The 26,152-nt window shown below is 60.9% G+C and carries 21 protein-coding genes and 1 tRNA gene; 11 read left to right on the forward strand and 11 right to left on the reverse strand.

Annotated features, from left to right (window positions below):
* The first annotated feature begins 3 nt into the window (after positions 1 to 3).
* The 4 genes from AB4Z25_RS05865 (at position 4) to AB4Z25_RS05880 (ending at position 2,547) form a co-directional block, all read left to right on the forward strand.
* Positions 4 to 80 (forward strand) — tRNA-Met (locus tag AB4Z25_RS05865).
* Positions 81 to 399: 319 nt separating this feature from the next.
* Positions 400 to 1,206: a hypothetical protein gene (locus tag AB4Z25_RS05870; RefSeq protein ID WP_112539827.1), complete on the forward strand. Its 807-nt coding sequence runs from the start codon at positions 400 to 402 to the stop codon at positions 1,204 to 1,206.
* A gap of 226 nt (positions 1,207 to 1,432) precedes the next feature.
* Positions 1,433 to 2,221, forward strand: a complete 789-nt coding sequence (locus AB4Z25_RS05875) for a DUF2092 domain-containing protein (protein ID WP_112539829.1) — start codon at positions 1,433 to 1,435, stop codon at positions 2,219 to 2,221.
* On the forward strand, positions 2,218 to 2,547 hold the full coding sequence (locus AB4Z25_RS05880) for a hypothetical protein (protein ID WP_112539831.1): 330 nt from the start codon (positions 2,218 to 2,220) through the stop codon (positions 2,545 to 2,547). Before AB4Z25_RS05875 ends, AB4Z25_RS05880 begins: the two co-directional genes overlap by 4 nt.
* 13 nt (positions 2,548 to 2,560) lie before the next feature.
* Here AB4Z25_RS05880 and AB4Z25_RS05885 read toward each other — a convergent pair whose 3' ends face one another.
* The 6 genes from AB4Z25_RS05885 to AB4Z25_RS05910 all read right to left on the reverse strand — a co-directional run bounded on the left by AB4Z25_RS05885 (position 2,561) and on the right by AB4Z25_RS05910 (position 12,320).
* Complete coding sequence (locus tag AB4Z25_RS05885) at positions 2,561 to 5,713, reverse strand: efflux RND transporter permease subunit (protein ID WP_442207905.1); 3,153 nt, start codon at positions 5,711 to 5,713, stop codon at positions 2,561 to 2,563.
* A 40-nt stretch (positions 5,714 to 5,753) separates the two neighbouring features.
* Positions 5,754 to 6,953, reverse strand: a complete 1,200-nt coding sequence (locus tag AB4Z25_RS05890) for an efflux RND transporter periplasmic adaptor subunit (protein ID WP_112539835.1) — start codon at positions 6,951 to 6,953, stop codon at positions 5,754 to 5,756.
* A 160-nt stretch (positions 6,954 to 7,113) separates the two neighbouring features.
* Positions 7,114 to 7,674 (reverse strand): DedA family protein, encoded by a 561-nt coding sequence (locus AB4Z25_RS05895; protein ID WP_112539837.1) that lies wholly within the window; start codon positions 7,672 to 7,674, stop codon positions 7,114 to 7,116.
* A gap of 25 nt (positions 7,675 to 7,699) precedes the next feature.
* Positions 7,700 to 8,830, reverse strand: a complete 1,131-nt coding sequence (locus AB4Z25_RS05900; protein ID WP_442207906.1) for a calcium:proton antiporter — start codon at positions 8,828 to 8,830, stop codon at positions 7,700 to 7,702.
* A gap of 184 nt (positions 8,831 to 9,014) precedes the next feature.
* Positions 9,015 to 10,823 (reverse strand): class I SAM-dependent methyltransferase, encoded by a 1,809-nt coding sequence (locus AB4Z25_RS05905; protein WP_162698796.1) that lies wholly within the window; start codon positions 10,821 to 10,823, stop codon positions 9,015 to 9,017.
* A 207-nt stretch (positions 10,824 to 11,030) separates the two neighbouring features.
* Complete coding sequence (locus AB4Z25_RS05910; protein WP_112539844.1) at positions 11,031 to 12,320, reverse strand: ABC transporter substrate-binding protein; 1,290 nt, start codon at positions 12,318 to 12,320, stop codon at positions 11,031 to 11,033.
* Between the two features lie 136 nt (positions 12,321 to 12,456).
* Between AB4Z25_RS05910 and AB4Z25_RS05915 the strand changes: the two genes are divergently transcribed.
* Genes AB4Z25_RS05915 through AB4Z25_RS05925 form a run of 3 tightly spaced genes read left to right on the forward strand, consistent with a single transcriptional unit; the run spans position 12,457 to position 16,354 of the window.
* Positions 12,457 to 13,485, forward strand: coding sequence for a LacI family DNA-binding transcriptional regulator (locus tag AB4Z25_RS05915; protein ID WP_112539846.1), 1,029 nt, complete (start codon positions 12,457 to 12,459; stop codon positions 13,483 to 13,485).
* Positions 13,486 to 13,490: 5 nt separating this feature from the next.
* The gene (locus AB4Z25_RS05920) at positions 13,491 to 15,344 is read left to right on the forward strand and encodes a DUF2264 domain-containing protein (RefSeq protein ID WP_112540058.1); all 1,854 of its coding nucleotides are present in this window, start codon (positions 13,491 to 13,493) and stop codon (positions 15,342 to 15,344) included.
* A complete protein-coding gene (locus AB4Z25_RS05925) occupies positions 15,341 to 16,354 on the forward strand; it encodes a hydroxyacid dehydrogenase (RefSeq protein ID WP_112539848.1) in 1,014 nt (337 codons plus the stop codon). Before AB4Z25_RS05920 ends, AB4Z25_RS05925 begins: the two co-directional genes overlap by 4 nt.
* A gap of 62 nt (positions 16,355 to 16,416) precedes the next feature.
* Here AB4Z25_RS05925 and AB4Z25_RS05930 read toward each other — a convergent pair whose 3' ends face one another.
* The 5 genes from AB4Z25_RS05930 to AB4Z25_RS05950 form a co-directional block, all read right to left on the reverse strand.
* Positions 16,417 to 17,691: a Gfo/Idh/MocA family protein gene (locus AB4Z25_RS05930; RefSeq protein WP_112539850.1), complete on the reverse strand. Its 1,275-nt coding sequence runs from the start codon at positions 17,689 to 17,691 to the stop codon at positions 16,417 to 16,419.
* Positions 17,692 to 17,733: 42 nt separating this feature from the next.
* On the reverse strand, positions 17,734 to 18,564 hold the full coding sequence (locus tag AB4Z25_RS05935) for a sugar phosphate isomerase/epimerase family protein (RefSeq protein WP_112539852.1): 831 nt from the start codon (positions 18,562 to 18,564) through the stop codon (positions 17,734 to 17,736).
* A gap of 24 nt (positions 18,565 to 18,588) precedes the next feature.
* The gene (locus tag AB4Z25_RS05940; RefSeq protein WP_112539854.1) at positions 18,589 to 19,755 is read right to left on the reverse strand and encodes a dihydrodipicolinate synthase family protein; all 1,167 of its coding nucleotides are present in this window, start codon (positions 19,753 to 19,755) and stop codon (positions 18,589 to 18,591) included.
* A gap of 2 nt (positions 19,756 to 19,757) precedes the next feature.
* On the reverse strand, positions 19,758 to 20,906 hold the full coding sequence (locus AB4Z25_RS05945; protein WP_112539856.1) for a Gfo/Idh/MocA family protein: 1,149 nt from the start codon (positions 20,904 to 20,906) through the stop codon (positions 19,758 to 19,760).
* Positions 20,907 to 21,036: 130 nt separating this feature from the next.
* On the reverse strand, positions 21,037 to 21,714 hold the full coding sequence (locus tag AB4Z25_RS05950) for a TetR/AcrR family transcriptional regulator (RefSeq protein ID WP_112514374.1): 678 nt from the start codon (positions 21,712 to 21,714) through the stop codon (positions 21,037 to 21,039).
* Positions 21,715 to 21,921: 207 nt separating this feature from the next.
* On the opposite strand from AB4Z25_RS05950, the gene AB4Z25_RS05955 reads away from it, so the two are divergent.
* The 4 genes from AB4Z25_RS05955 to AB4Z25_RS05970 are packed head-to-tail and all read left to right on the forward strand — an operon-like array spanning position 21,922 to position 26,150.
* The gene (locus AB4Z25_RS05955; RefSeq protein WP_112384971.1) at positions 21,922 to 23,208 is read left to right on the forward strand and encodes an ABC transporter substrate-binding protein; all 1,287 of its coding nucleotides are present in this window, start codon (positions 21,922 to 21,924) and stop codon (positions 23,206 to 23,208) included.
* Positions 23,209 to 23,213: 5 nt separating this feature from the next.
* On the forward strand, positions 23,214 to 24,176 hold the full coding sequence (locus AB4Z25_RS05960; RefSeq protein WP_112539858.1) for a carbohydrate ABC transporter permease: 963 nt from the start codon (positions 23,214 to 23,216) through the stop codon (positions 24,174 to 24,176).
* Entirely contained in the window at positions 24,169 to 25,056 is an 888-nt protein-coding gene (locus tag AB4Z25_RS05965) for a carbohydrate ABC transporter permease (RefSeq protein WP_112384973.1), read from the forward strand. Before AB4Z25_RS05960 ends, AB4Z25_RS05965 begins: the two co-directional genes overlap by 8 nt.
* A 20-nt stretch (positions 25,057 to 25,076) precedes the next feature.
* On the forward strand, positions 25,077 to 26,150 hold the full coding sequence (locus tag AB4Z25_RS05970; RefSeq protein WP_112539862.1) for a Gfo/Idh/MocA family protein: 1,074 nt from the start codon (positions 25,077 to 25,079) through the stop codon (positions 26,148 to 26,150).
* Positions 26,151 to 26,152: the final 2 nt, after the last annotated feature.

Here is a 26,152-nt window from a genome sequence, read left to right on the forward strand (position 1 = left end):
GGACGCGGGGTGGAGCAGCCCGGTAGCTCGTCAGGCTCATAACCTGAAGGCCGCAGGTTCAAATCCTGCCCCCGCAACCAAATCATCTTCATGGATACAAAACAGAATAGACAAAACCCGCGTTAAGCAGGTCTTTTGCGTCTTAACTCTAGTGTGAGCGGACGGCACGCGGGATTGGGCGGGGAAGAAATGAAATAGGCTAGCAGACCGAAGAATCTACCGCTCGCCATGTCTCACGACGCAATCTTCACGACAGTATATTTACGTGCTAATGTAAACCTGCAGTGATAGATTTTGATCATGCCCTGCGTGGCGACAGTTTGTCAGGCCAGCGTTATTTCATCGGCCCCGCCACGTATCTGCATATATCCAGATAATTTCTTCCTCGGGGAGGGAACCATGGGGAAATTTGCGACGTTTCTGGCGAGTATTCTGCATATCAGATTGTCGTTTTCAGCGAGCAGGGCCTTCGGCCTTCTTGTCTCGTCCGCGATGTGCCTTGCGGCCGGCGCAACTTACGCGCAGCAGCCGACTGATGCCCAGCGGAATGCGGTCCGGTCGGCGTGCCGGTCCGATTTCATTGCGCAATGTTCGGGTGTGACGCCTGGGGGCATGGAGGCGTTGAATTGCCTTCAGCAGCATGATGCATCGCTCTCCAAGGCCTGCCGCGACGCGATCTCGGCTTTGGGCGGGACGAAGAAGAAATCGACCGATGCGGCGCCGGCGCAAACACCGGCGGTCCAGGCAGCCACAGCCGCAGCTCCGGCCGTTTCACCAAAACAGACTGCACAGCCCACGGGGGCGCAGCGCGATGCGATCAAATCGGCCTGCCGCTCGGATTTCATGGCGCAGTGCTCGGGTGTGACGCCGGGTGGAGCGCAGGCGCTTGCCTGCCTCCAGCAGCATAATGCAGCACTCTCGCCATCCTGTCAGGCCGCCATTGGCGCGATTGGAGGAAGCGGATCGTCTCCTCCTGCGGCCAATACAGCCAAGGTGGCCGGTGGTGCTGGAGCGATGGCAGCGATGCCGATGGCGTCATTCACGCCACGCGAAGAACTGATTGTTCTCCGCCGCACCTGCGGACCGGATTTCCGGGCGCTTTGCCGCTCCGTGCCGCTCGGTGGCGGCCGTGGGGTCAATTGTCTTCGGGATAATTTTCAACGGCTGTCGCCGACATGTCAGCGGGTGCTGACTAGCGGCCTATAGCTTCGCGATCTTCAGACGTTCCCATCGCGTGGGGGATATGGGAGTGTGGAGTGCTCTATTCATGATTCCCTCAAACCTGGCGGCCGCTAGCGGCTGCGCATTGCCTGTACAGATAATGCTGAAATTTCATCCATTCTCTGATCTTGCAGATCGCCGGTAGGATTCTCGCTGAAGGGCACCTGTCCGGGGACTTGGGGATCAACATGATCGAAGGGAAGGCATTGCAATGTCATCGATTCCCCATTTCAGAACGCTCCGTCATCTGCTCGTCTGCAGCTCCTTTGCCGCCAGCCTGATGCTGCCCGCGACGGCTGCCGCCGACGATGCGAAAGATATCCTGAAGTCCATGTCGGACTATCTGGCGGGGCAGAAGGCGATATCGTTCAGCTACCAATCGTCGATCGAAGCGGTAACGCCTGACTTCGAGAAGCTGCAGTTCGTCAGTTCGGGAACTGCGAGCCTGGCACGGCCGGACAAGCTGCGGGTCACCAGAACCGGCGGATTTGCCGATGTCGATGTCAGTTTTGACGGGACGACGCTGACGGTGCACGGCAAGAACCTCGATGCCTATGCCAGTATCGAGGCCAAGGGCTCGGTGGACGAACTGTTCGAGCGGTTGGCGGATGCGGGTATCGAGGCGCCGGGGGCCGATCTGCTGTCGGCGCATGTTTTCGACATCCTGATGACCAACGTAACGGACGCCAAGCATATCTCCAGCGCCTATGTCGGTGGGGTCGAATGCGAATATCTGACGTTCCGCACACCCGAGATCGATTGGCAGATCTGGATACAGTCGGGCGCCAAGCCTGTGCCGCGGCGCTATGTCATCACCAGCAAGCATGTTGGGCAGGCGCCGCAATACACGCTGGAGATCAGCGATTTCAAGAGCGGGCCGGATGTCGCCAAGGCGTCCTATGCGATCGAGATTCCGAAGAGCGCCAAGAAGGTCGATCTCAGCGAATTGCAGTCGCTCGATGAACTGCCCGCACCCACCCAACCGGGAGACAGCAAATGAGATATCCGAAATCCCTGCTTGTTGCCGGGCTGACCGGCGCCTTTCTCCTTGCCGACGCTCATGTCGAGCCCGGTGGATGGATGCCGCTATCGCTGAATTTCGGCACGCCCGCCAACGCCGTGATCGGCAGGCCGTTGACACCGCTTTCCTATGCTGGCGTTGCGCGCCGGACGACGCGGCGCGTGGTAACGAGGACAACGACGACGATTGCCGTCTTGCCCGCGGGCTGCGTCTACGGCGCCTATTACGGTGGCTATTATTACAGGTGCGGATCGGGCTACTACGCCAAGAGCGGCGGCGTCTATGTGCGCGTCGTCGTTCAATAGAGCGAAGCGCTGATCACTCTGCTGCCTGCGGCGCCGTGTTCGTGCGCCGCTTTCTGTATTCCTCGAACCGTTGCAGCACCACATAGAACGACGGAACGAAGAGAACGGCAAGGCAGGTCGAGGCGATCATGCCGCTGAAAACCGATATGCCGATCGACTTGCGGGCCGATGCGCCGGCGCCGCTCGCCAGCACCAGCGGCAGCACGCCGAGGATGAAGGCGAAGGATGTCATCAGGATCGGCCGGAAGCGAAGGCGTGCGGCTTCGACCGCGGCCTCAAGAATCTCCATGCCCTCAGCCCGCTTCTCGCGCGCATATTCGATGATCAGGATCGCGTTTTTCGATGCAAGCGCGATCAGCAGGATCAGGCCGATCTGCGTGTAGAGATTGTTGGCAACACCGGCCGCACTTAGCGCGCCGACCGTTCCGAGAAGCGCCAGCGGCACCGCCAGCAATACGGCGAGTGGCAGGATCCAGCTCTCATATTGCCCGGCAAGCACGAAATAGACGAGCAGCATGGCAAGCGCGAAAACGAAGTAGATCTGCCCGCCGACGGTTTTCTCCTGGTAGGAGAGGGCTGTCCACTCGTAGCCTGCGCCGGGCGGCAATGTCCGGTCGGCGATCTGCTCCATGACATCGAGCGACTGCCCCGAACTAAATCCGGCGACAGCCCCGCCGACGATGGTGGCGGTCGGATAGAGGTTGTAGAGGCTGATCAGCGACGGTCCCTGAACGCTCTTGACGTCGACAACGGTGCCGAGCGGCACCATCGTGCCGTCGCCAGCCTTGACCTTCAGGTTGCGGATATCGTCGGGGCGGACGCGAAATTCGGGCGCTGCCTGCGCGTAGACCTGGAAGGTTCGCCCGAACTTGTTAAACTGGGTGACGTAGCTCGATCCGACATAGCCTGAAAGTGCGGAAAACACCTGCCCGACGGTGATGCCGAGCGTCTCGGCCTTGATGCGATCGACCGACACCGAAAGCTGGGGCACGCCAGCGCGAAACGATGTGCTCAGCCGCTGCAGCGACGATTGGGCATTGCCGTTGCTGACGATGGTATCGGCCATGCTCTGCAGCAGCGGATAGTCGAAATTGCCGTTGCGGATTTCCACCTGCATGGTGAAGCCATTGGCATTGCCGATGCCCTGGATAGGCGGCGGCACGACGACGAGTGTCTTCGCCTTCAAGACATCCGACAGTGCGCCGTTCAGGTGCTCGTAGATCGACAGCAGGTCCTGTCCCTTTTCCTTGCCTCTGACATCCCAGTCCTTGAGCACGACATAGGCGACACCGGCATTCGGCAGGCTGGCGCTATTGTCGAGGATCGATATGCCGCTGATCGTCAATACCTGATCGACGCCGGGCGTTTGCTGCGCGATCTTGCCGACCTCTGCCATCACGGCGTCGGTGCGCTCCTTCGAGGCGCCGTCGGGCAGCTGCGCGCTGATCAGAACATAGCCCTGATCCTCGAGCGGCAAAAATGCCGTCGGCAGGCGGGTAAGCCCCCATATGGCGACGCCGATCAGCGCCAGAGCAAAAAGAACGGCAATGGCGCTGTGATGGACCATGCCGCCGATCAGCTTCGCATAGCCGTTCTCGGCCTTGTCATAGACCTTGTTGAAACCGCGATAGAAGACGTTGCGTTTTTCGGGAGGCACCGGCGTGCGCAGCCAGAGGGCGCATTGCGTCGGCTTCAGCGTCATGGCGTTGATGGCGCTGATGAGCGCCGTGGCGGCGATGACCAATGCGAACTGCTTGTAGAGCTGCCCTGTCAGCCCCGGAAGGAAGGCGGCAGGAATGAACACCGCCATCAGCACCAGCGTGATGCCGATAACAGGGCCGAAGAGCTCGTCCATCGCCTTTTCGGCCGCCTTCTTCCCGGGCATCCCCTCCTCGATATGGCGGGCAACACCTTCGACGATGACGATGGCGTCATCGACGACGATACCGATCGCCAGCACTATGGCGAAGAGCGTCGAGAGATTGACGGTGAAGCCGAGCGCCGCCATGGCCGCAAAGGCGCCGATGATCGTCACCGGCACCGTCGTCGCCGGAACCAGCATCGCCCGCCAATCCTGCAGGAAGACGAGAATAACGATCAGCACGAGAACGCCGGCTTCGATCAGCGTGACATAGACCTCATCGATCGAGGCCTTCACGAACTTGGTCGTATCGAATGGCACGGTATAGGCGAGACCGGGGGGAAAGCCTTTCGAAAGCTCGGTCATCTTCGCCGCGACATCCTTGGCGACGTCGATGGCGTTGGCCTCGGGAAGCTGGAAGATGCCGATACCGGCCGCCGGCCGCCCGTTCTGCATGAAGGACTGGCTGTAGGTCTGCGCACCCAGCTCGACGCGGCCGATATCGCGAATGCGGGTGATCCGGCCTCCGCTCTGGTCGTCGACCTTGATGATGATGTTCTCGTAGTCGGCAGCGTCGTTCAGCCTGCCGTTGACATTGAGCGTATACTGAAAGTCCTGACCGGCAGGCACGGGCGGAATGCCGACCTGACCGGCGGTCACCTCCTGGCTTTGCTGCTGCACCACGTTGATGACATCCTGCGGCGTCAGCCCGCGGGATTGCAGCAGTCCGGGGTTCATCCAGATCCGCATCGCATATTGGCCGGCGCCGAAGACGGCAACGTTGCCGACGCCGGGCAGGCGGGCGAGCTCGTTCTGCAGGTTGATGACGGCATAGTTGGAAAGGAAGAGACTGTCGTATCGGCTGTCAGGCGATGTCAGGCTGACGAATTCGAGGATCGAGGTCGATTTCTTCTGCGTCGTGACGCCCTGCAGCTGAACCGCGTCCGGCAGCGACGACATGGCGATCGCCACGCGGTTCTGCACCAAAACCTGCGCCTGGTCGGGGTCGGTGCCGATTGCAAAGGTAACGGTCAGCGAATAGGTGCCGTCGCTGGCGCTCGTCGACTGCATGTAGAGCATGTTCTGAACGCCGTTGACCTGCTGCTCGATCGGCAGTGCCACGGTGTCGATCAGGGTCTTGACGCTGGCGCCGGGATAGCGAGTCGAAACCTGCACGGTCGGCGGCACCACATTCGGATACTGGGCCACCGGCAACTGGAACAGCGCAACGGCGCCGATGAGAACGAAAACCAGCGCCAGGACGTTGGCGAGGACCGGCCGCTCGATGAAGAAGCGCGAGATCATGCCATCCTCCTCCGCTGAGCTGACAATGCCGGGCGCGGGCTCATTGCGCGACAGCCTGGGGTGCGGTAGCGGCTGACGCCTCTGCCGCTGGAACGTCCATCGTCACCTTTTCAGGCGCCACCTTGTTGCCCGGAATCGCCTGCTGGATTCCTTCGATCACCACCAGGTCTTCAGCACTGAGGCCGGATTCGATAACGCGCAGGCGGCCCTCGCTCTGGCCGGTCTTTACGGTTTTCTGCTCAATCGTATCGTCCTTGCCGACAACCAATACGTAGCTGCCCTGCTGGTTGGTGCCGATCGCATCGTCCCGAACCAGAAGCGCCTTGTCCTGATGGCCAACAGGCACACGAACGCGAACGAAGAGGCCTGGGATAAGGGCATGGTCCTTGTTGTCGATGATCCCGCGCACGGTCAGCGTGCCGGTCGCCGCATCGACCTGTGGCGCCGCATAGTCGAGATGGCCCTTGAAAGGATAGCCGGTCTCACCCTGCAGACCGATTTCGAACGGGATGGCGGGAAGGTCTGTCTGCTTGAAGGTCCTGCCCTGAGCGGCCATACCCTGCTTGATCAACAGCACCTGCGTCTCGCTAATGCTGAAATTGGTATAGATCGGATCCGTCTGGACGATCGTCGCCAGAGTCGTCGGGCCGGATACACCGACCAGCGTGCCGACATCGACGAGATGCGCTGTCACTGTGCCATCGAACGGCGCCTCGACCTTGGTGTATCCGAGGTTGATTTTGGCGAGATCGAGACTCGCTTGGGCATTGAGGATCGCTGCGTTCGATTGGTCGAGCGTTGCCTTGGCGCTGTCGAGTGCCGTCTGCGTTCCGACCTTCTGGGCGCTGAGATTGACCTGACGCGTATATTCCTGATTGGCGCCGACCTGTGCGGCCTGCGACGAAGCGAGCGTTGCCTGCGCCTGGTCGACTTGCGCCTGATAGGTGTTGCTCTGGATGCCGAAGAGCTGCGTGCCCTTGGTCACCATCATACCGTCGCGATAGTCGATGGTTTCGACGAACCCTTGGACGCGGGCTTCGATATCGACCGATTTGAACGCCGCCGTGTTGCCGGTCAGTTCGAAATATTGGGTTATATTCTGCTGCAGCGGCGGTGCCACATGCACCTTTGCCGGCGGCGGGGCAACATAGGTGTTGCTGCCGCTGTCGCATGCCGCAAGCGCCGTCGCGCATAAAGCCGCGGCGAACAATTGCAGACCTCGAGACCCCCCCTCACGCATCCTGTCACCTCATAATTTACGAGTTGCAGTCCTCATGCGCGTCCCTTTGCAGCCTAACGGTTGCAAGGTCCAAAGCTGCCACAATATGAAGCCGCATTTTGAAGAATTGCAATAGCCCTCGATTGCACAGGAAGGACGGTATCAGGCTAAGACCAAAGGTCTAGGCCGCGCGGACTTTCCGATAGGTCAATGCGCAGGCGATCACGAGGGCCACTGCGGTCGCGATGGCGATGAGAACGTGCCGGTGAAGCGGCAGATGGCCAAAAATCTGTTCGATGCCTTGTCCGAAGAGATAGCCGATGGCGGTGAAGACCGTTCCCCAGATCACGGCCGCGGCGGCATTGACGGCCATGAATTTCGCGGCCGGGACATCGGACATGCCGATCGCAACCGGGCTGATCGTCCGCAATCCGTAGATGAAGCGAAATGCGAAGATGAAGCTCGCTGGGTGGCGCTCCAGCAGCCGGGTAGCGCGCTGAAAGGCGGGTCTTCCGGCGATCTTCTGAATTCGCGGCCAGCGCCGCGCATGGCGGCCGGTGAAGAAAAACAGCTGGTCGGCGATGAAGGAACCGGCGCTCGCAGCAGTGGCTGCCTCCCAGAACGTCATGAGGTGGCGATGCGAAAACACGCCACCCAGAATGACGATCGTTTCCCCTTCTATCCCGGCGCCAAGAAAGACTGCCAGCAAGCCGTATTTCGCAATCAGAAGCTCGAAAGTCATAGCTGCAGGCTCCTGCCGTTGCGGCTTATTGCTGGAAGATCAGCAGGACGTAGGCCAGGAAAAGCACCAGATGGACGGCGCCCTGCATCATGTGGGTCCGGCCGCTGGCAAAGGTGATCATGCTGACGGCAAGCGTCAAGGTCAGCATCACCAGATCGCTGCCTTCGAGACCCAAGGTGATCGGGTGACTGGTCAGATGGGCAACGAGCAGCATCGCCGGCACCGTCAGGCCGATGGTCGAGAGCACGGAGCCGAGAAAGATGTTGACCGACCGCTGCAGGTTGTTGGCGATCGAGGCGCGAACGGCGCTGAGCGCTTCCGGCGTTGCCACTAGAACTGCCATGATGATGCCGCCCAGAGCGGCGGGCGCGTGCACGGTCTCGATGATGTAGTCGATCGGTCGTGCCAGTTGTTCGACGAGAAAGACCACCGGCGCCATATAGGCGAAGAGCAGCACTGCGTGGAGCAGGATCGTGCTCTTCTGCGCTGCGCCATCGCGCTTCTCATGCCGCGGTTCACTGCCATCTGTGAAATAGCGGTGATGGCGTCCTGCTTGGAGCATCAGGAACACGCCGTAGAGGCCAACTGAAATGACCACCAGGATCATCTGTCTTGGCGTCGAGGCCTGGCTGCCGTCGGTATGGAGAAAACTCGGCAGGATCAGGCTTAGCGCCGCCAGCGGCACGATGAGGCCGAGATAAGCATTTGCGCCCTGCATGTTGTGCGACTGCTCCGGCCGCCGCCAGCCACCAACCAGAAGCGACAGGCCCACCATGCCGTTCAGGATGATCATGACCACGGCAAAGAGCGTGTCGCGGGCGAGCGTCGGATTGTTCGCCCCATGGATCATCACGGCCGAGATGGCCATGACTTCGATCGAGGTGATGGCGAGCGTCAGGATCAGCGTGCCGTAGGGCTCGCCGAGCTGTTCTGCCAGATGATCGGCGTGCCGTACCACCGACAGCGCCGAGCCAAGAACCGCCGCAAAGAGCCAGAAGAAGACCAGCACGAACCCGGCCGGACTGGACATCTGTGCAAACAGCGGCTCGCCGAAACCGAGGATGATGGCGCTGGTCAGCAGCCCGACCGCAAGAAACCATTCCTGGCGCAGGAGGCGCGACATGGTGAAGGATGGGACGGTGAGACTGTTCGTCATGGCCGCGGCAGCCGTTCAGGGATATGCCGCCGCCGAATGATCATCAACGCCATCAAGTCTCCCAACCCGGCCGCCCGCCTCTCGCGCACCGATCCTCGCCAAACCTCGCCGCAGATTACATCTGTTTGCGATTTTCAGCGAGGGCAGTTTGCAGCTGCGCTCAGGTCAGATCAGCCGGCGCAGGTCAGGCGGTCCGCAGACTGTACCCGTTCACCGCGTCAAGCATCTCGCGGACCTTGCGGCGCTCGGCTTCCAGTTCCTGCATCAAAGCCTGATTCTGCTCGGTCAGTTTCCGGGACTGGCTCACCAGATCGCGGATATTGGCGAAGTTGATTCTCCGGCCGAGGGGCGCCACCAGCGCCGAGGCGTTGGGTTGCAGATTGATGCCAGTGACGGAACTATGGAAGCGGAGATCGGCAACGTAGTAGTCGATGATCGTCTGAGCAGCCACGTCGTATCCCAGATGCTCGAAGGTCTGGAAGATCAAGTCGCCGATCTTGTCCTTGGTATCGGACGTGGGAGGCGCCACGCCGCGCATGTCCGAGAGCAGGTCCCACAATGCGCGGAAAATCAGGTAGCCGAATTCGATCGGCTGGTCATAGGACCATTCGAGGTCGATGAAGCGCTGCTGTTCACCGACGATCAGGTTGCGCGGAATGGCGTCGAGCAGCGAGCCCGGAATCATATCCGTCAAGGCTGAGGGTGCCGGATGGCCCATGCCGGCAAGGTGCTGTGCCAGCGCCTCGCGCCACACACCGATCCAGTTTGCCAGATGAGCGGCGGACCATGCATCCTGCAGCAGGCACCGCTTGCCGATGTCGCGCCACAGCAGTCCGTTCTCGAAACTCTCGTTCTCGAGATTGATCTTCAACGGCCTTCCGGCATCATCCTCGGAAGGTTTGAGTGCCTCGCGCTCGACCACCAGTTCATTGCCCTTACGGACGAATCGCACCAGCTTCTGGTAATGGGCTTCGCGCCCGCCGGTGAAATGCGTCGCCATGACGTCATGTGCGGGGATAGCCTGATCCGAGGACACGAGAAGGAACGAGTTTGCGAGGTCGCCCTGAAGACCGTTTCGAGCGATCACATCCCAGGCGAGGTCCTGCTCGAACGCGAGAAGGCTCGGCCGCTGCGGGTCGGTATTGACGGCGCTGCGGATCAGCGACGAAAAGTCGGTCGGCAGGTCGGCATCAAGTGCCTCGTCGTTCAGCACGAAGCGGGGCAGCTTGTAGTCCGGGAAGGGGAACCAGTATTTCTGATGCGGCAGGCCGGCAGCCTTGACGCGGTGCGACAGCTCGCGCTTGCCGAAGGTGACAGGCCCCGTCTGCGTATACTGGTCCTCGACGCCGACCATTGGCCGCGACAGGTGATCCTCGGGGAAGCCTGCGAGATACTTGAGGCCGATCTGGTTTTCGATGGCGATGATCAGCTGACCGCCGGGCTCGAGGAAGGATCGGGCCTTTGCCAGCATGTGATCGATCGCGTCCTGGCCGGCTTCCGCGCCGAAGAAGACGCGGGCATATTCCAGCACGCCGATCAGCGTCACCGTCGCGAATTTCTGCTGCACTTCGAAATGCTGCAGTGGCTCGGCGAGGACGGTGACATTCGGAAGGTCACGGCATCTCTCGGCAATGGTGTTTGCGCGGCGCGCACTGCCCTCAAGCGCGAGAACAGTGTGGCCTTCCTCACCCAGGAAGCGGGTAATCGCGCCGCAGCCGGCGCCGATCTCGAGGATCGGTCCGCGCAGCATATGCTTGATCGGACGGAAGAGATTGGCGCGTATCGGGCTGAGATGGTAGTTCGACGGCCAGTCGGAGATCGCGCCTGCGAGCTCTTTCGAGAAGAGCGAGGTATCGGTCGCCGACTGCATGATATTCAGAATACGCGTTTCGGATGCGTCGCCATCGTTATACCGAAAAGCGCCTCGGGCGTCCTGATATGTCCAGATTTTACCGTTCTTGCGGTAACCCGATGCCTGTAAGAGGTCTTGCATGTCTTCTCCATTACGGCCGTGCTGATTCTGACGGGTGGTGGGAAACCAGTGGCACGACAGGCTGGATTGAAGCTGACGAAGGCCTTTCCGGAGGAAGGAGTGCTCATTGCAAGATAATAGACTTCCATGGCCAGGAGCTTGCGGTGGCCAACTGCAACGCAAAAGAGCCCGCATCGACGGGCTCTTTCGTTGTTTTCAGCTGAAACTTCAGCTTCTGATCGTCGCCTTGCCTTCTTCGACGAGCCGCTGCGCAGCCTCGGCGGGCGTGGTTCGTTCGAAGGCGAGTTCATCGGCGATCGGGCGGAACAGGCGCTGGTCGAACTCCGTCGATCCCAATGGCGCCGGTGCCGGATAGTCGCCGACCTGGTCCTTCAGAAGATCCACGTATCTGACCGCTGCCTGCTCCGTCGGGTTGAGATTCGGCAGGATCGCCTGGCGCACGGCCGGCGACATCGGTACGCCGCGCTCGACGCCGAGGATCTTGCCGGCATCGGGGTCATTGACGAAGAAGTCGATGAACTTGGCGGCGGCCTCGCCATTCTTCGTCGTCGCGCCGACGCTCCAGATCAGTGCCGGGCGATAGTAGTGGCCGGAAGGTCCGCCCTTCTTCTCGCGCGGCAGCGTGGTGATCGCCAGCTTGTTCTTGGAGATCAGCTGGTAGCCGACGAGCTGGTTGGAATAGGCCATGCCCATAGCCGACTTGCCAAGTGCCAGCGCGTTGGTATCTATGGTGTTCTGGTCGAGTGTCTGCACGTCGGCAGCGACCGTGCCACCTTTCTTGCGCAGATCCTCCCAGAAGCTGTACCACTCCTTGGCATCGTCGACGCCGAAGCCGAGCTTGCCGTCGGCATAAAGGCTCTTGCCGCGCTGGCGCAGCCAGGCATCGAAGACATAGGTATAGCGGGCACCGTAGGGACCGCCCCAATAATTATCCTTGCCGCCGGCCTTGGTGAGCTCGACGGCAAGCTTGGCATATTCGTCCCAGGTCAGGTCCGTTGTCGGAAGCGGCAGGCCCGCCTTTTCGAATACGGCTTGGTCGAAGAACAGCGCAAAGGAATTCAGCCCGAGGCCGATGCCATAGAGCTTGTTGTCGACAGTCGTCAGCTTCAGCATGTCCTTGCCGAACGCATCGACCTTCAGCGTCGATGGGACGAACTCGTCGAGAGCAAGGCAGGCGCCGCGCTTGGAATAATCGGAAATCGTTCCCGGCTCGAGCTGGAAGACGTCTGCAATGGCGCGGCCGGCCATCTGCGTCGCCAGTTTCGTCCAGTAGCCGTCACCGCTCATGGATTCGCCAACGATTTTCACACCTGGCGTCTTGCCTTCATAAAGCTTGGCAACGTCGAGTGTCCGTTTGGCGCGATCGTTCGATCCCCACCACATGGCGCGCAGCTCTGTACCTTCCGCATATGCGGGGATGGCGCTTCCGGCGCCGAAGGCAAGCCCGGTGGCGACGCCAGCCGAACCCATCAGAAATGTCCGTCGATTGATCTGCATGATGTTCCTCCTTGTGCCTGCCCCTCGCCGTCCTCCAACATCTGAGGGCAATGCGGCGAAGACTACGCAAAAAAAATAAACTTGCAAGAAATTATATAGTAATTGCAAATTTGCATTATTTGCATAAGATCGAGCCATGAACGAAATGAAACCCAAACGGCCGCGGCAGGCCGATATCGCAACAGCGGCCGGCGTGTCCGTTTCCACGGTTTCTCGCGTGCTTGCCAATGAGCCGGGTATCAGCGGCAATGTGCGCGAGCATATTCTGCGGGTGGCCGCCGAACATGGCTATCAGCCGAGGTCCACGGTCGAGCCGCCGCCCGGCGGGTTGGCGCTGATCGCCAGCGACGGGGTCACGGGCGGGCTCAGCGTTTTCTACGAAGCGATCGTCGAAGGTCTGCGGGCGAGCGCTCTGGAAGCTGGGATGGCTTTCGAAGTCCGGCTCATCCGGGAGGACCGCGCCACGCCCGAGGTTGTTCGCAGCTACATGACGACGGCGCGGGCCGAGGGGCTCTTTCTTGTCGGTATCGATCCGAGCGATGCGCTTCGCAGCTGGATCGAAGCGGAGAAAGTGCCGGTGGTGCTCGTCAACGGAACGGATCCCCGCCTGCAGATCGACGGCGTGTCCCCGTCGAACTTCTTCGGTGCCTATCAGGCAGCCGAGCGTCTGCTCGCTGCCGGACATCGCAAGATCCTTCACTTCACTGGATCGCATCGCCATACGATCCGCGAACGCGTTCGCGGCTTCGATGCGGCTGTCGCCGTTCATGGCGGCGAGCGCCGTCTGGTGTTTATGGGATTTCAGGGCAGCGCCTCGCGTGAGGCGCACGAGCTCATGGCCGCGGTTCTCGTGGAAGACAAGGGTTTTACCGCCGCTTTCTGCATGAACGATTTCGTTGCCGTCGGCGTCCTCGAAGCCGTCACCGAAGCAGGTCTTCGCGTTCCCGAAGACTTTGCGATCGTCGGTTTCGACGATCTCCCCTGTGCGATGATGACCAATCCACCGCTATCGACGATGCATGTCGACCGGGCCGCGATCGGCCGAGAGGCGATTGCCTTGATGATAGCCCGCTTCCGCGACAGGACGGCTCCTGCGCGTCATGTATGCCATGCGGTCGTCCCGGTTGCCGGGGGGACTGTGCCAGATGCAAGAATCGATGAGTGATGCAGATGACCTATGATCCGGCCAGCGCCAATCCGCTCGCAGGCAATCCTCTCCAGACGCGCAGCGACATGAGCCGCGCCCTTCATGATCTCTTCAATCCGCTGCTCCCCTATTTTTCCGAGGGCAACGCGCGTGTCAGGCTCGATGGCGCGGGCGCACATTTCGACAGGGCGGCAGCCGATCTTGAGGGTTTTGCCCGGCCTCTCTGGGGCCTGGCGCCACTTGGCGCCGGAAAGGGCGACTTCGCCCATTGGCAGCGTTTCGCCGACGGTATCGCCAACGGCACCGATCCCGATCACCCGGAATATTGGGGCACGGTCGGGGGCCGCGATCAGCGGATGGTGGAGCTTGCGGCTCTGGGCTTTGCGATCGCGCTGGTGCCGGAGAAGATCTGGGAACCGCTCGATACCACCCAGCGCGCCAATGTCATCGCCTATCTCAAGCATGCTCGCCAATTCGACTATGCCGACAACAACTGGAAATTCTTCCGCATCTTCGTCGACATCGCACTCGATCGCGTCGGGGCCGATTTCGATCGCAGCCTGACCAAGCAATATCTCGAAGAGCTCGAAGGTTTTTATGTCGGTGATGGATGGTACCGCGATGGCAATGTCCGCCGCGTCGATCACTACATTCCCTTCGCGATGCATTTCTACGGGCTGATCTATTCGAAGCTAGTCGATGACGACTATGCGAAACGCTACCGGGAACGGGCCCTGCTCTTTGCCCGGGATTTCCGGCATTGGTTTGCCGACGATGGCGCGACCATCCCGTTCGGCCGCAGCCTCACCTACCGTTTCGCCTGCGCAGGCTTCTGGTCGGCGCTTGCGTTTGCTGATCTGGAGGCGCTGCCCTGGGGAGAGGTCAAGCATCTCTGCCTGCAGCACCTGCGCTGGTGGCGCGACAAGCCGATGACGAACCGCGACGGCATCCTGTCGATCGGCTTCGGCTATCCGAATTTGCTGATGTCAGAGAGCTATAATTCGGCCGGTTCGCCATACTGGGCGTTCAAGGCTTTCCTGCCGCTGGCGATCCCGGAAGATCATCCGTTCTGGACGGCGAAAGAGGTGGTACCGGCCGCCGCACCTGTCACACCGCAGCGCCATCCCGGCATGGTGATCATGCACACCGGCGAAGATGCGGTGGCCCTGTCATCGGGGCAGGAAAATCTTCAGATGCGGTTTGGTACCGAAAAATACGCCAAATTCGCATATTCGGCCCGCTATGGCTTCAGCGTCGAAGCCGACGAGCGGAGTTTTGCCGGCGCCACCTTCGATTCGGCGCTGGCTTTCAGCGATGACGGCTTTCACTATCGCGTCCGTGAAACCAACACGATGGCGAAGATTGCCGGCGACGTGCTCTATGCAAAATGGTCGCCTTTCAAGGAGGTCAGCGTCGAAACCTGGCTCGTTCCGGCGGCACCTTGGCATATTCGCGTTCATCGCATCCAGTCGCCGCGTGCGTTGCAGATTGCCGAGGGCGGTTTTGCGATTGCTAAGCAGGATTTCGACCGCGATACGCTCGAAGCCGCTGCCGGCCAGGCCTACGCCATTGGCGAAGCTGACTTCTCCGGCATCGCTGATCTCGGCTCCAGCATCGAGCGCCACGGCTTCGTGCAAAAGGCGTTGCCGAATACCAACATGATGGTTGCCAAGACCCTGGTGCCACAGCTGCGCGGTGAAGTTCCTGCGGGCGAGACCGTGTTGTTCACGGCCGTGATAGCCACGGGTGACCGGCAGGCTGTGTCGGGGGCATGGCGCACGCCGCCTGAACGGCCGGATTTGTCTTCGCTGGAAGCGATCGTCGCCAAGGAAGGCATCACGGTCAGCGCCATCGAGGCGCCAGGGCAAATGCCATGAGACAAACAGGTATTGCGCTTGCCATGCAGCCCGGGCAGCGGACGGAGCATGTTCTCCCTGATGCCTTGCTCGACCGGCTGGAACAGCTCGGTGTCCTGCTCGACCGGAATCCGCTCGAGAATTTCAGCGATGAGCGCGCCAGGCGCATCCTTGCCGAAACCGAAATCCTGATCACCGGCTGGGGCGCGCCTCATGTTGGTGCCGATGTGCTTTCGGCCGCGAAAGGGATGAAACTTGTGGCCCATGCCGCCGGCACGGTCAAAGGCATCATCGGCGAGGAGGTCTTCAGATCAGGTGTGCAGGTCACCCATGCGGCGGAGGCCAATGCCATTCCCGTCGCGGAATTCACCCTTGCGGCGATAGTGTTTGCCGGCAAGCAGGTCTTTCGCTTCCGGGACTACTACACGGATGACCGGAACCGCGAGCGGACCTATCCGATGCAGCGGCTGGCGATCGGCAACTACGGCCGGACGGTCGGCATCATCGGCGCTTCGCGTATCGGGCGGCGAGTGATCGATCTGCTGAAACCCTTCGAATTCAAGATCCTGCTTTTCGATCCGACATTGAGCGCCTCGCAATGTGCAGAGCTGGGCGTTGCGAAATGCGACCTCGATACATTGATGCGGAGGTCGGATATCGTTTCGCTGCATGCGCCGTCGCTTCCATCGACCCGCCATATGATCGATGCGCGGAAGTTGGCGATGATGAAGGATGGCGCAACGCTGATCAACACGGCGCGCGGCGCAATCATCGACGAGGCGGCATTGCTGACGACGCTGGCCACCGGCCGGATTGATGCCATTATCGACGTCACCGATCCGGAGATTCCCGAGGCGAGCTCGGCATTCTACGGCCTGCCGAACGTGTTCCTCACGCCGCATATCGCCGGCGCGGTCGGATTGGAGCGTTCCAGACTTGGCGCAATGGCCGTCGATGAGATCGAGCGCTTTCTGAAGGGCGAGCCGCTGCTCTACGCGCTGACGCTGGCCGATCTCGACCGGCTCGCTTAGGGCCTGCGCCAACATTCGAAATTGAAAGCGCCAGCTCCACTCGAACTGGCGCTTCGATTTTATTAGCCGGCTTTTACGCTATTTGGCGAGCCGTCATTCGCGAGCTCCGGCATCAGCTCGGCGAGCGTCACAACCTTGCCCGTGCGCGAACTCTGCAGGGCGGCAATCCCGCAGAGAACAGACATGGCGCCGGCACGCGTACCGGCGCGCTGATGCAGCCCGTCTTCCATGCCGGGCTTGAAGATCATGTTGCGCATCCGGTCGTCACCACCGTAATGCCCGCCGGACGAATGTGGAACGACGATGCGTTCGAGCGCTTCCTTGCCATTGGGGAAATTACGGATCAGCAGGATCTCGTCCTCCTTCTTTACCTCCCATGGCTGCGTTTCATGCTGGCGAACCTCGATCCGGCCCTTGGTGCCGTTGAACGCCAGATGGTGGCCCTCGATCGGCTGGAAGGTGTTCAGCGAGTAGGAGACATGCACGTTGTTGCGGTAGCGGATGCTGACCACCATCGTATCAGGTATGTCGATATCCTCGCGGAAGACGCAGCCGTCGCGGAAGTAACCGTCGATCTTCGAGGGGTCTTCGTAAAGCGTGTCCAGGAACGGATCTGCCTCAAGGTCGAGATAGTAATCGCATTCGGCAGTGTGAGGACAGAGCTTGCAGCGCGGGCCGCGGAAGGGGCCTTTGCGGCCGTAATTCTGCAGATCGGCAAAGGATGTGACGGCTTCGGGATCGCTGTCGAGATACCAGTTCAGCAGATCGAAATGGTGTGTCGCCTTGTGGACGAAGAGGCTGCCCGAATTCTCGGTATAGGCATGCCAGCGGCGGAAATAATCGGCGCCGTGCTTGGTGTTCAGGTACCAGTGAAAATCGACAGAGGTTACACGGCCGATCTCGCCTGAATTCAGCAGCTCCTTGATGCGCGCTGCCGTCGGCGAATAGCGGTAGTTGAACGAAACATCGACGCGCTGGCCTGTCCGCTTCTCGGCGTCCATGATCCGCCGGATCTTGTCGACCGCTGTCGTCATCGGCTTTTCGGTGATCACGTCGATCCCGGCCTCGAGCGCCCGCACGACGATCGCGTCATGGGTATGATCAGGCGTACAGACGATCACGAGGTCGGGCTTGACCTCCTTCAGCATCGCCTCGATGTCGTCATAGATGGGGGCATTGCTGCCGATCATCGTGCGCGCCCGCTCGCCGCGCAGCGAGTTCTTCTCGACGATGGCCACCAGATCCACATGCTCGCGCCACCCGGCGAGCAGATCCTTCCCCCACATCGTGGTCCCGCGATTGCCGGTCCCTATCAGTGCAAAACGGCGCTTCTCCATCGAATGATCCTCCTTCATACGTGCTGAAACGAATATATCCAATTAAACTAGGCAGCAGCCATGATACCGGTCGACGCAGGTGGCGATGACCTCCTCCGCCGGGCGCTTCCACCAATTGTCTGCCGAAAAGATCTCGACCTCCTGCGCGCCGAAGAAGCCCGCCTTCTCGATCATCTGCCTGATGCCTTTGAGATCGATCACGCCGTCGCCCATCATGCCGCGGTCGGTCAGCATATCCTTGGTCGGCACCAGCCAATCGCAGATGTGATGCGCGAAGATGCGCTTCATCTGCCCGGCGCGTGCGATCTGCTCGGCGAGTTCCGGATCCCACCAGACGTGATAGACATCGATGGCAACGCCGACATCGGTACCAAGCAGCTCGCACATGTCGAGCGCCTGGCGCAGCGTGTTCACACAGGAGCGGTCGGCGGCATACATCGGGTGTAGCGGCTCGATCGCCAGCGGCACGCCTGAGGCTTTTGCATGTGGCAGGACGGCCGCGATCCCGTCCGAAACCATCTGCCGGGCAGCACCGATATCGCGCGATCCGCCCGCCAGTCCACCGACAACGAGCACGAGGCAATCGGCGCCGAGGGCCGCGGCCTCGTCGATCGCCCGTCGGTTGTCGTCGAGGTTCTTCTGCCAATCGCCGTCATTGGCGGCCGGAAAGAAGCCGCCGCGGCAAAGGCCGGTGAGCTTCAGGCCGTTCGATTTCACGATGCGGACGGCTTCGTCGAGACCCGCCTTGGCGACCTGATCGCGCCAGGGCGCGATCTTGGTGATGCCGTGCTTCAGGCAGAGATCGACGGCTTCGGCAAAGCCGCATTGCTCGCGGATCGTTGCGAGATTGATCGAAAGTCCTTCGACCTGCATGTCATGTCCTCCCTGCCTGATGGGTCATTGCACGCCGTGAACGGCAAGCACCTGCTTCATGCGGCTGACCGCGAGATCGGGATCGGCGAGGACCCGCGCCTTGTCGGCCAGCCGGAACAGTTCGGCGAGATGCGTCAGAGACCTTGTGCTCTGCTGCCCGCCGACCATAACGAAATGGTCCTGCAGGCCGTTGAGATAGGCAAGGAACACCACGCCGGTCTTGTAGAAGCGGGTCGGTGCCTTGAAGATGTGGCGCGACAGCGGAACGGTCGGGTCGAGCAGATCGAAGAATTCGTTGTTGCTGTGGCGCCCGAGCGCATCCATTGCCGCCGAAGCCGCCGGTGCGATCGCATCGAAAATGCCGAGCAGGGCGTCCGAATGGCCCTCTTCGTCGCCGGCGATCAGTTCCGCATAATTGAAGTCGTCGCCGGTATACATCCGCACAGCCTTTGGCAGCTGGCGGCGCATCGCCACTTCCTTTTCTTTCGAAAGCAGCGAAATCTTGATGCCATCGACCTTTGCGGCATTGGCTTCGATCACTTGAAGGCTCGTCGACATTGCCTTGATGTGGTCGTCATCGCCCCAATAGCCAGCGAGCGCCGGATCGAACATTTCACCCAGCCAATGGATGATCACGGGTTCCTTGACCTGGCGAAGAATGCGGTCATAGACCCGGATATAGTCGTCCGGGCCCTTGGCGGCGGCGGCCAGCGCCCGGCTTGCCATCAGGATGATGCGCCCGCCTTCCGCCTCGACGGCCTCGATCTGCTCCTCGTAAGCCCGGATGATCGTATCAATGGTCACATCAGGGCCGGGCGTCAGATGATCGGTGCCTGCGCCGCAGGCAATCAGCGCGTCCTTTCGGGCGCGTGCCTCGCGCAACGCCCGGCGGATCAGCTCGCGGGCCTCAGGCCAGCCGAGGCCCATGCCGCGCTGAGCCGTATCCATCGCCTCGGCAACGCCGAGACCGAGATCCCAGAGCCGGTGGCGGAACGCAAGCGTCCGCTCCCAGTCGATCGCCGGTGTCAGCCACGGGTCGTTGTCTTGAAGCGGATCGGCCACCACATGGGCCGCCGCATAGACGACGCGCGGAAAATCCTTGGCATCGCGCTTCTTCAGTTCGATCGGCACGCCGGTCAGCTGATAGGGCGCGATCTTGCCGTCTAGCGGGAGATTGATCGTTCTTGCCATGATCAGAATTCCAGCCGGGGAACGTCGAGCCAGCGGCGTTCGGCCCAAGACCTCAGGCCGAGTTCGGCCAGCTGCACGCCCTTGGCGCCAGCCTCCATGCCATAGGGCCACGGCGCATCCTCGGCGACATGGCGCAGGAACATTTCCCACTGCGCCTTGAAGCCGTTGTCGAAGACCTGCGTATCCGGCACTTCGTCCCAGGTCTTGTAGAAGTCGATCGTCTGCGGCTGGTCGGGATTCCAGACCGGCTTCGGCGTGTTGACGCGGTGCTGGGTCCAGCATTTCGTTAGCCCCGCGACCGCGGAACCATGCGTGCCGTCGACCTGGAAAGTGACGAGGTCGTCGCGGCGGACGCGAACCGCCCAGGAGGAGTTGATCTGCGCGATCACCCCGCCCTCAAGTTCGAAGGTCGCGTAGGCGGCGTCGTCGGTATCGCAAGGATAGGTCTTGCCCTGTTCGTCGACGCGGCTGCCGATATGGGTGGCACCGAGGCAGGAGACGGACTTCACTTCGCCAAAGAGATTGTCGAGCACGTAGCGCCAGTGGCACAGCATATCGAGGATGATGCCGCCGCCGTCGCCCTTGCGGTAGTTCCACGACGGGCGCTGCGCCGGCACGCCCCAGTCGCCCTCGAACACCCAGTAGCCAAACTCGCCGCGCACCGAGAGAATCTTGCCGAAGAAGCCGGAATCGCGCAGCAGCGCCAGCTTTCGCAGGCCGGGCAGGAACAGCTTGTCCTGAACGACGCCGTGCTTGAGTCCGGAAGAGCGGGCCTTCCGGGCAAGATCGACCGCAACCTGCAGGTCGTCGGAAATCGGCTTTTCGCAATAGACATGTTTGCCGGCATCAAGCGCCCGGGACAGCAGCTCGGCACGCATCAGCGTCGTGCCGGCGTCGAAGAAAATATGGTCGTCGGGGTTGGCAAGTGCGGCATCCAGGTCGGTAGACCAGCGCTTGATGTTATGCTTCTTCGCCAGCTCTTCCATCTTGTCGCGGTTGCGGCCGACTATGATCGGATCGATCTCCAGCCGTTCCCCCGATTTCAGCAAAAGGCCGCCCTGGTCGCGGATGGCCAGGATCGATCGCACCAGATGCTGATTGTATCCCATGCGGCCTGTAACGCCGTGCAAAATGATCCCGAGACGTGCCATTTGTTCCTCCCTGCCAATCGTTTTCCGGCAGGGAGCGGGCTTGGCCCAGCCCTCCCAAGCCAGTAACTAAACAGTTACTTGATGGCAGAAGGAAACCGGACCTGTCAATAGGCAAATCCGTTTCGGCTTCTCAGCGCTTAATGGAGGCGAGCGTCACGTGGACGATATGGCGCTCCCAGGTGTCCAGATTCGTGGCCTCGATCAGGGGGCGGCCGAAGATGGTCGAGAGCGTGTACTGGTTGGAAAGATAGAAATATCCGAGCGATGCGATCGTCAGATAGACATGCAGCGGATCTGCCGTCTCGATGAAGACGCCTTCCTTTTTGCCGCGTTCAAGCACCTGGGCCAGTTCGCCGATCAGATGCGAGTGAAGCTCCTTCAGCCGCACCGATTGGCGCAGCCAGCGGGCGCGATGCAGATTTTCCGTTCCGAGCAGACTGAGGAATTCCGGATGCTGGAGGAAATAGCGCCAGGTGAAGAGCGCGAGTTCCGTGATGCCTTCTTCCGGATTACGGTCGCCGATATGCAGCGCACGTTCGGCGGTGCGGATGCCGACATAGGCTTCTTCGAGCACGCGCAGGTACAGCTGCTCCTTGTCGCCGAAATAGTGGTAGAGCATGCGCTTGTTGGTGCCGGCACGTTCGGCGATCGCATCGACGCGGGCGCCGCCCATGCCGTTCTCGGCAAATTCCTGCGTTGCCGCCTCAAGGATCGCCGCCTTGGTCCGTTCGGGGTCGCGCTGAAGCACGCGCTCGCCGCTGGCGCGCTTCGGCTTTTTCTTGTCCCCAGTCTGGCCAGTATCGTTCATCGGCTTATCTCCCCAGACGCTAATGTTGCGCTCATAAGGCTTCGGTGCGAGGTTGTACAAGCGAAATTCGAAGAGGAGACCTCGCGAAACCAAGACCGCTTGACAGGCTTCGTGCTTGTCCATAGCTTGTAACCAATTAGTTATTTGTTGCAAGAGAAACCAGCAAGGAGCGTGTGGAGGCGCTCCCCAAGGGAGGAGGAAAAACAGATGACATTCAGCATTAATAGACGTGGCTTCATGGCGGGAGGGGCTTCGCTGCTCGCGCTTTCGGGTATGGGTGCCCCCGCATTTGCGCAGGACGCCCGTCTCCGGCTGATCTGGTGGGGCTCTCAGCCCCGCGCAGACCGCACCAACAAGGTGTCGGATCTCTACAAGGCCAAGAATTCAGGTGTTTCGATCACCGGCGAATTCCTGGGCTGGGGCGATTACTGGCAGAAGCTCGCGACCCAGGTCGCCGGCAAGAACGCCCCTGACGTGATCCAGATGGATTACCGTTATATCGTCGAATATGCCCGGCGCGGCGCTCTTGCTCCGCTGGAATCCTACATGCCCTCGAAGCTGCAGCTCGGCGATTTCGATCCGGCTCAGATCGAAGGCGGCAAGGTCGATGGCCATCTCTATGGCATCAGTCTCGGCGCCAACTCGGCAGCGACTGTAATCAACACCGTTGCGCTGCAGGAAGCAGGCGTCGAAGCCCCGAACAACAAGACGACCTGGGAAGAACTCGGCAAGATCGGTGCTGAAATCACCAAGGCCGGCAAGCGCAAGGGCTTCTTCGGCTTTGCCGACGGCAGCGGCGCCGAGCCGCTCTTCGAAAACTACGTTCGCCAGCGCGGCAAGGCGCTGTACACGGCGGATTCGAAGATCGCCTTTGGCGTTGAAGATGCGTCCGAATGGTTCGACATGTGGGCGAAGTTCCGCGAAGCCGGCGCCTGTGTGCCGCCCGATGTTCAGGCGCTCTACAAGGATACAATCGACACCGCCCCGCTGACGATGGGCAAGGCTGCGATCGACTATGCGCACAGCAACCAGTTCGTCGGCTTCCAGGCCGTAGTCAAGGACAAGCTGACGCTCAGCAACTACCCGCGCGTCACCGCGGACTCGAAGGGCGGCCACTACCGCAAGCCATCGATGTTCTTCTCGGTGTCGGCGCAGTCCAAGGTCCTCGATCAGGCCGTCGATTACGTCAACTTCTTCGTCATGAATCCCGATGCCGCCAAAGTGCTCGACGTCGAGCGCGGCATTCCGGAATCGAAGTCGATGCGTGATGTCGTCGCCGGTACGCTCGATGATGTCGGCAAGATCCCGCTGAACTACGTGGCCAATCTTGGCGATCTCGCCGGTCCGTTGCCGCCACCGCCGCCGACAGGTGCCGGTGAAGGCCAGACGGTTCTGCGCCAGCTCGCCGAGCAGGTTGCCTTCGGTCAGGTAACCCCTGCCGATGCCGGCAAGCAGCTCGTGGATGAAATTACGCGCGTCCTCGCGCGGGGTTGAACCACATGAACAATGCGATGCGCACAACGGCCGACGGAGCCGTGACGGTGGAACGTTACCAGGGAGCAGTGGCAGACAGCCGCCTCAGGCGGCTGTGGAATGCCAATGCTCCAGGCTATCTCTTTCTGCTGCCTTGGCTTCTCGGTTTTTTCGGGCTGACGCTCGGCCCCGCCCTGATTTCTCTCTACCTGTCGTTTACGGACTTCGACATGTTGAGAGCGCCGGGCTGGGTCGGCACGGACAATTATGTGCGCATCGCCACCGCCGATCCGAAATTCGCCGCGGCGATGAAGGTGACGCTGACCTATGTCGTGCTCTCCGTCCCCTTCAAGCTCACTTTTGCGCTGATGGTGGCAATGGCACTGAACCGGGGCATTCGCGGTCTTCCTGTTTACCGCGCCATTTTCTATCTGCCCTCGCTGCTTGGCGGCAGCGTCGCCATCGCCGTTCTCTGGCGGCAGCTTTTCGCCGGCGACGGCCTGGTCAATGCAGCGCTGGCACAGTTCGGCATTCAGGGGCCGAGCTGGATCTCGCATCCGAGCTATTCGATCTACACGCTGGTGGCGTTGTCCGTCTGGCAGTTCGGCTCGCCGATGATCATCTTCCTCGCCGGTCTGCGCCAGATCCCGCAGGATATGTATGAGGCGGCCAGCCTCGACGGCGCCTCGACATTCCGCCAGTTCTACAAGATCACGCTGCCGCTTCTGACGCCCGTCATTTTCTTCAATGCCGTGGTGCAGACGATCGAAGCCTTCAAGGCGTTCACGCCCGCCTTCATCATCTCAGGCGGCACTGGCGGTCCGATCAATTCGACGCTGTTCTATACGCTCTACCTCTATCAGGAAGCCTTCGGAAATTTCCGCATGGGCTACGCTTCGGCACTTGCCTGGATCCTGGTGGTCATCATCGCGATCTTCACCGCCTTCTCGTTCCTGTCCTCGCGCTATTGGGTTCACTACGATGACTGAGATGACCGCTGCAGTCACCGCGGCCAGGCCGCCATCCGACATCAACAAGCGCAGCCTGCCGGGTTCGATCGTCGTCCATGCCCTGCTGATCGGTGCGTCGCTGCTGATGCTCTATCCGCTGCTCTGGATGCTCTCGGCCTCCGTGCGCCCGGAAAACGAGATCTTCTCGTCGACCTCGATCATCCCGTCATCAATCGATTTCGCGTCCTATGTGCGCGGCTGGACCGGCCTCGATATCAGCTTCGGGCGCTTCTTCTGGAATTCGCTGGTTATTTCGCTGCTGACGGTCACTGGTAATGTCATCGCCTGCTCGCTGACGGCTTTCGCCTTCGCGCGTCTCCGCTTTGCCGGCCGGAATTTCTGGTTCGCGATCATGCTCGGCACGCTGATGATCCCGTATCACGTAACGCTGATCCCGCAATATGTGCTGTTTCTCAACCTCGGCTGGGTCAACACCATCCTGCCGCTGGTCGTGCCGAAGTTCCTCGCCAGCGACGCCTTCTTCATCTTTCTCATGGTGCAGTTCTTCCGCGGCATTCCGCGCGAACTCGATGAAGCGGCGATGATGGATGGCTGCAGCGCCTGGCGGATCTACTGGAAGATCATGCTGCCGCTGTCGCTGCCGGTGCTGGCAACGGCTGCCATCTTCTCCTTCATCTGGACCTGGGACGATTTCTTCGGGCCGCTGATCTATCTGAACGACATGAACACCTACACGATCCAGCTTGGCCTGCGCACCTTCGTCGACTCGACCAGCGCATCGGACTGGGGTGGCCTGTTCGCCATGTCGACGCTGACCCTCGTGCCCGTGTTCTTCTTCTTCCTGTTCTTCCAGCGCCTGCTGATCGAAGGCATCGCCACAACAGGCATGAAGCGCTGATGCCAATGGGAAAGAGTGACATGAGCATCAAGACTGTTGCCATCGTCGGCTGCGGTATCGGGCGTTCGCATATCGTCGAGGGCTACCTGCCGCATCCTGATCGTTTCAAGGTCGCAGCGATCTGCGACCTGAACGAGGAACGGCTGAAGACCGTCGGCGACGAATTCGGCATCGAGCGCCGCGCCACGTCCTTCGACGAGCTTCTGGCGGACGACGGTATCGACATCATCGATATCTGCACGCCGCCGGGCATCCACAAGGAGCAGGTGATCGCAGCCCTTGCCGCCGGAAAGCATGTCGTCTGCGAAAAGCCACTGACGGGATCGCTGGCTGGCGTCGACGAGATCATGCGTGCCGAGAAGACAGCCAGGGGCACGTTGATGCCGATCTTCCAGTATCGCTACGGCGATGGCATCGAGCAGGCGAAGCGCATCATCGATGCAGGCATTGCCGGCAAGTTCTACATGGGTTCGGTGGAGACCTTCTGGCTGCGCAAACCCGAATATTACGCCGTGCCCTGGCGCGGCAAATGGGCGACCGAGCTTGGCGGTGTGCTGGTCACGCATGCGCTGCACCTGCACGATATGCTCTTCCATCTTGCTGGCCCGGCTGCGCGCGTCTTCGGCCGTGTTGCTACACGCGTCAACGATATCGAGGTCGAAGACTGTGCCTCGGTGAGCCTTGAGATGCACAACGGCGCCTTCGTGTCGCTCTCGTGCACCCTGGGTTCCCAGCAGGAAATCAGCCGCCTTCGGCTGCATTTCCAAAACGTCACGTTCGAGAGCAATCACGAGCCCTATTCGCCGGGCAAAGGCCCCTGGCAGATCATCGCCGCAAATGATGACGTGCAGGCGCAGATCGACAAAGCGCTCGCCGACTGGCAGCCGGTGGCGCCGCGCTTCAACACGCAAATGGTCCGCTTCCACGACTATCTCAGCGGCAACGGGCCGCTGCCGGTGACGTCGGCAGATGCGCGCCGCGCTCTGGAGCTGGTGACGGCAATCTATCAATCCTCGGACAGCGGAGCTGACGTGGCGCTGCCGATCGGGCCGGAGAGCCCCAAATACGCCGACTGGCGTGCAAAAACGCGATAACG

The sequence above is a fragment of the Rhizobium sp. RAF36 genome (assembly GCF_052114105.1).
Lineage (GTDB): Bacteria > Pseudomonadota > Alphaproteobacteria > Rhizobiales > Rhizobiaceae > Rhizobium.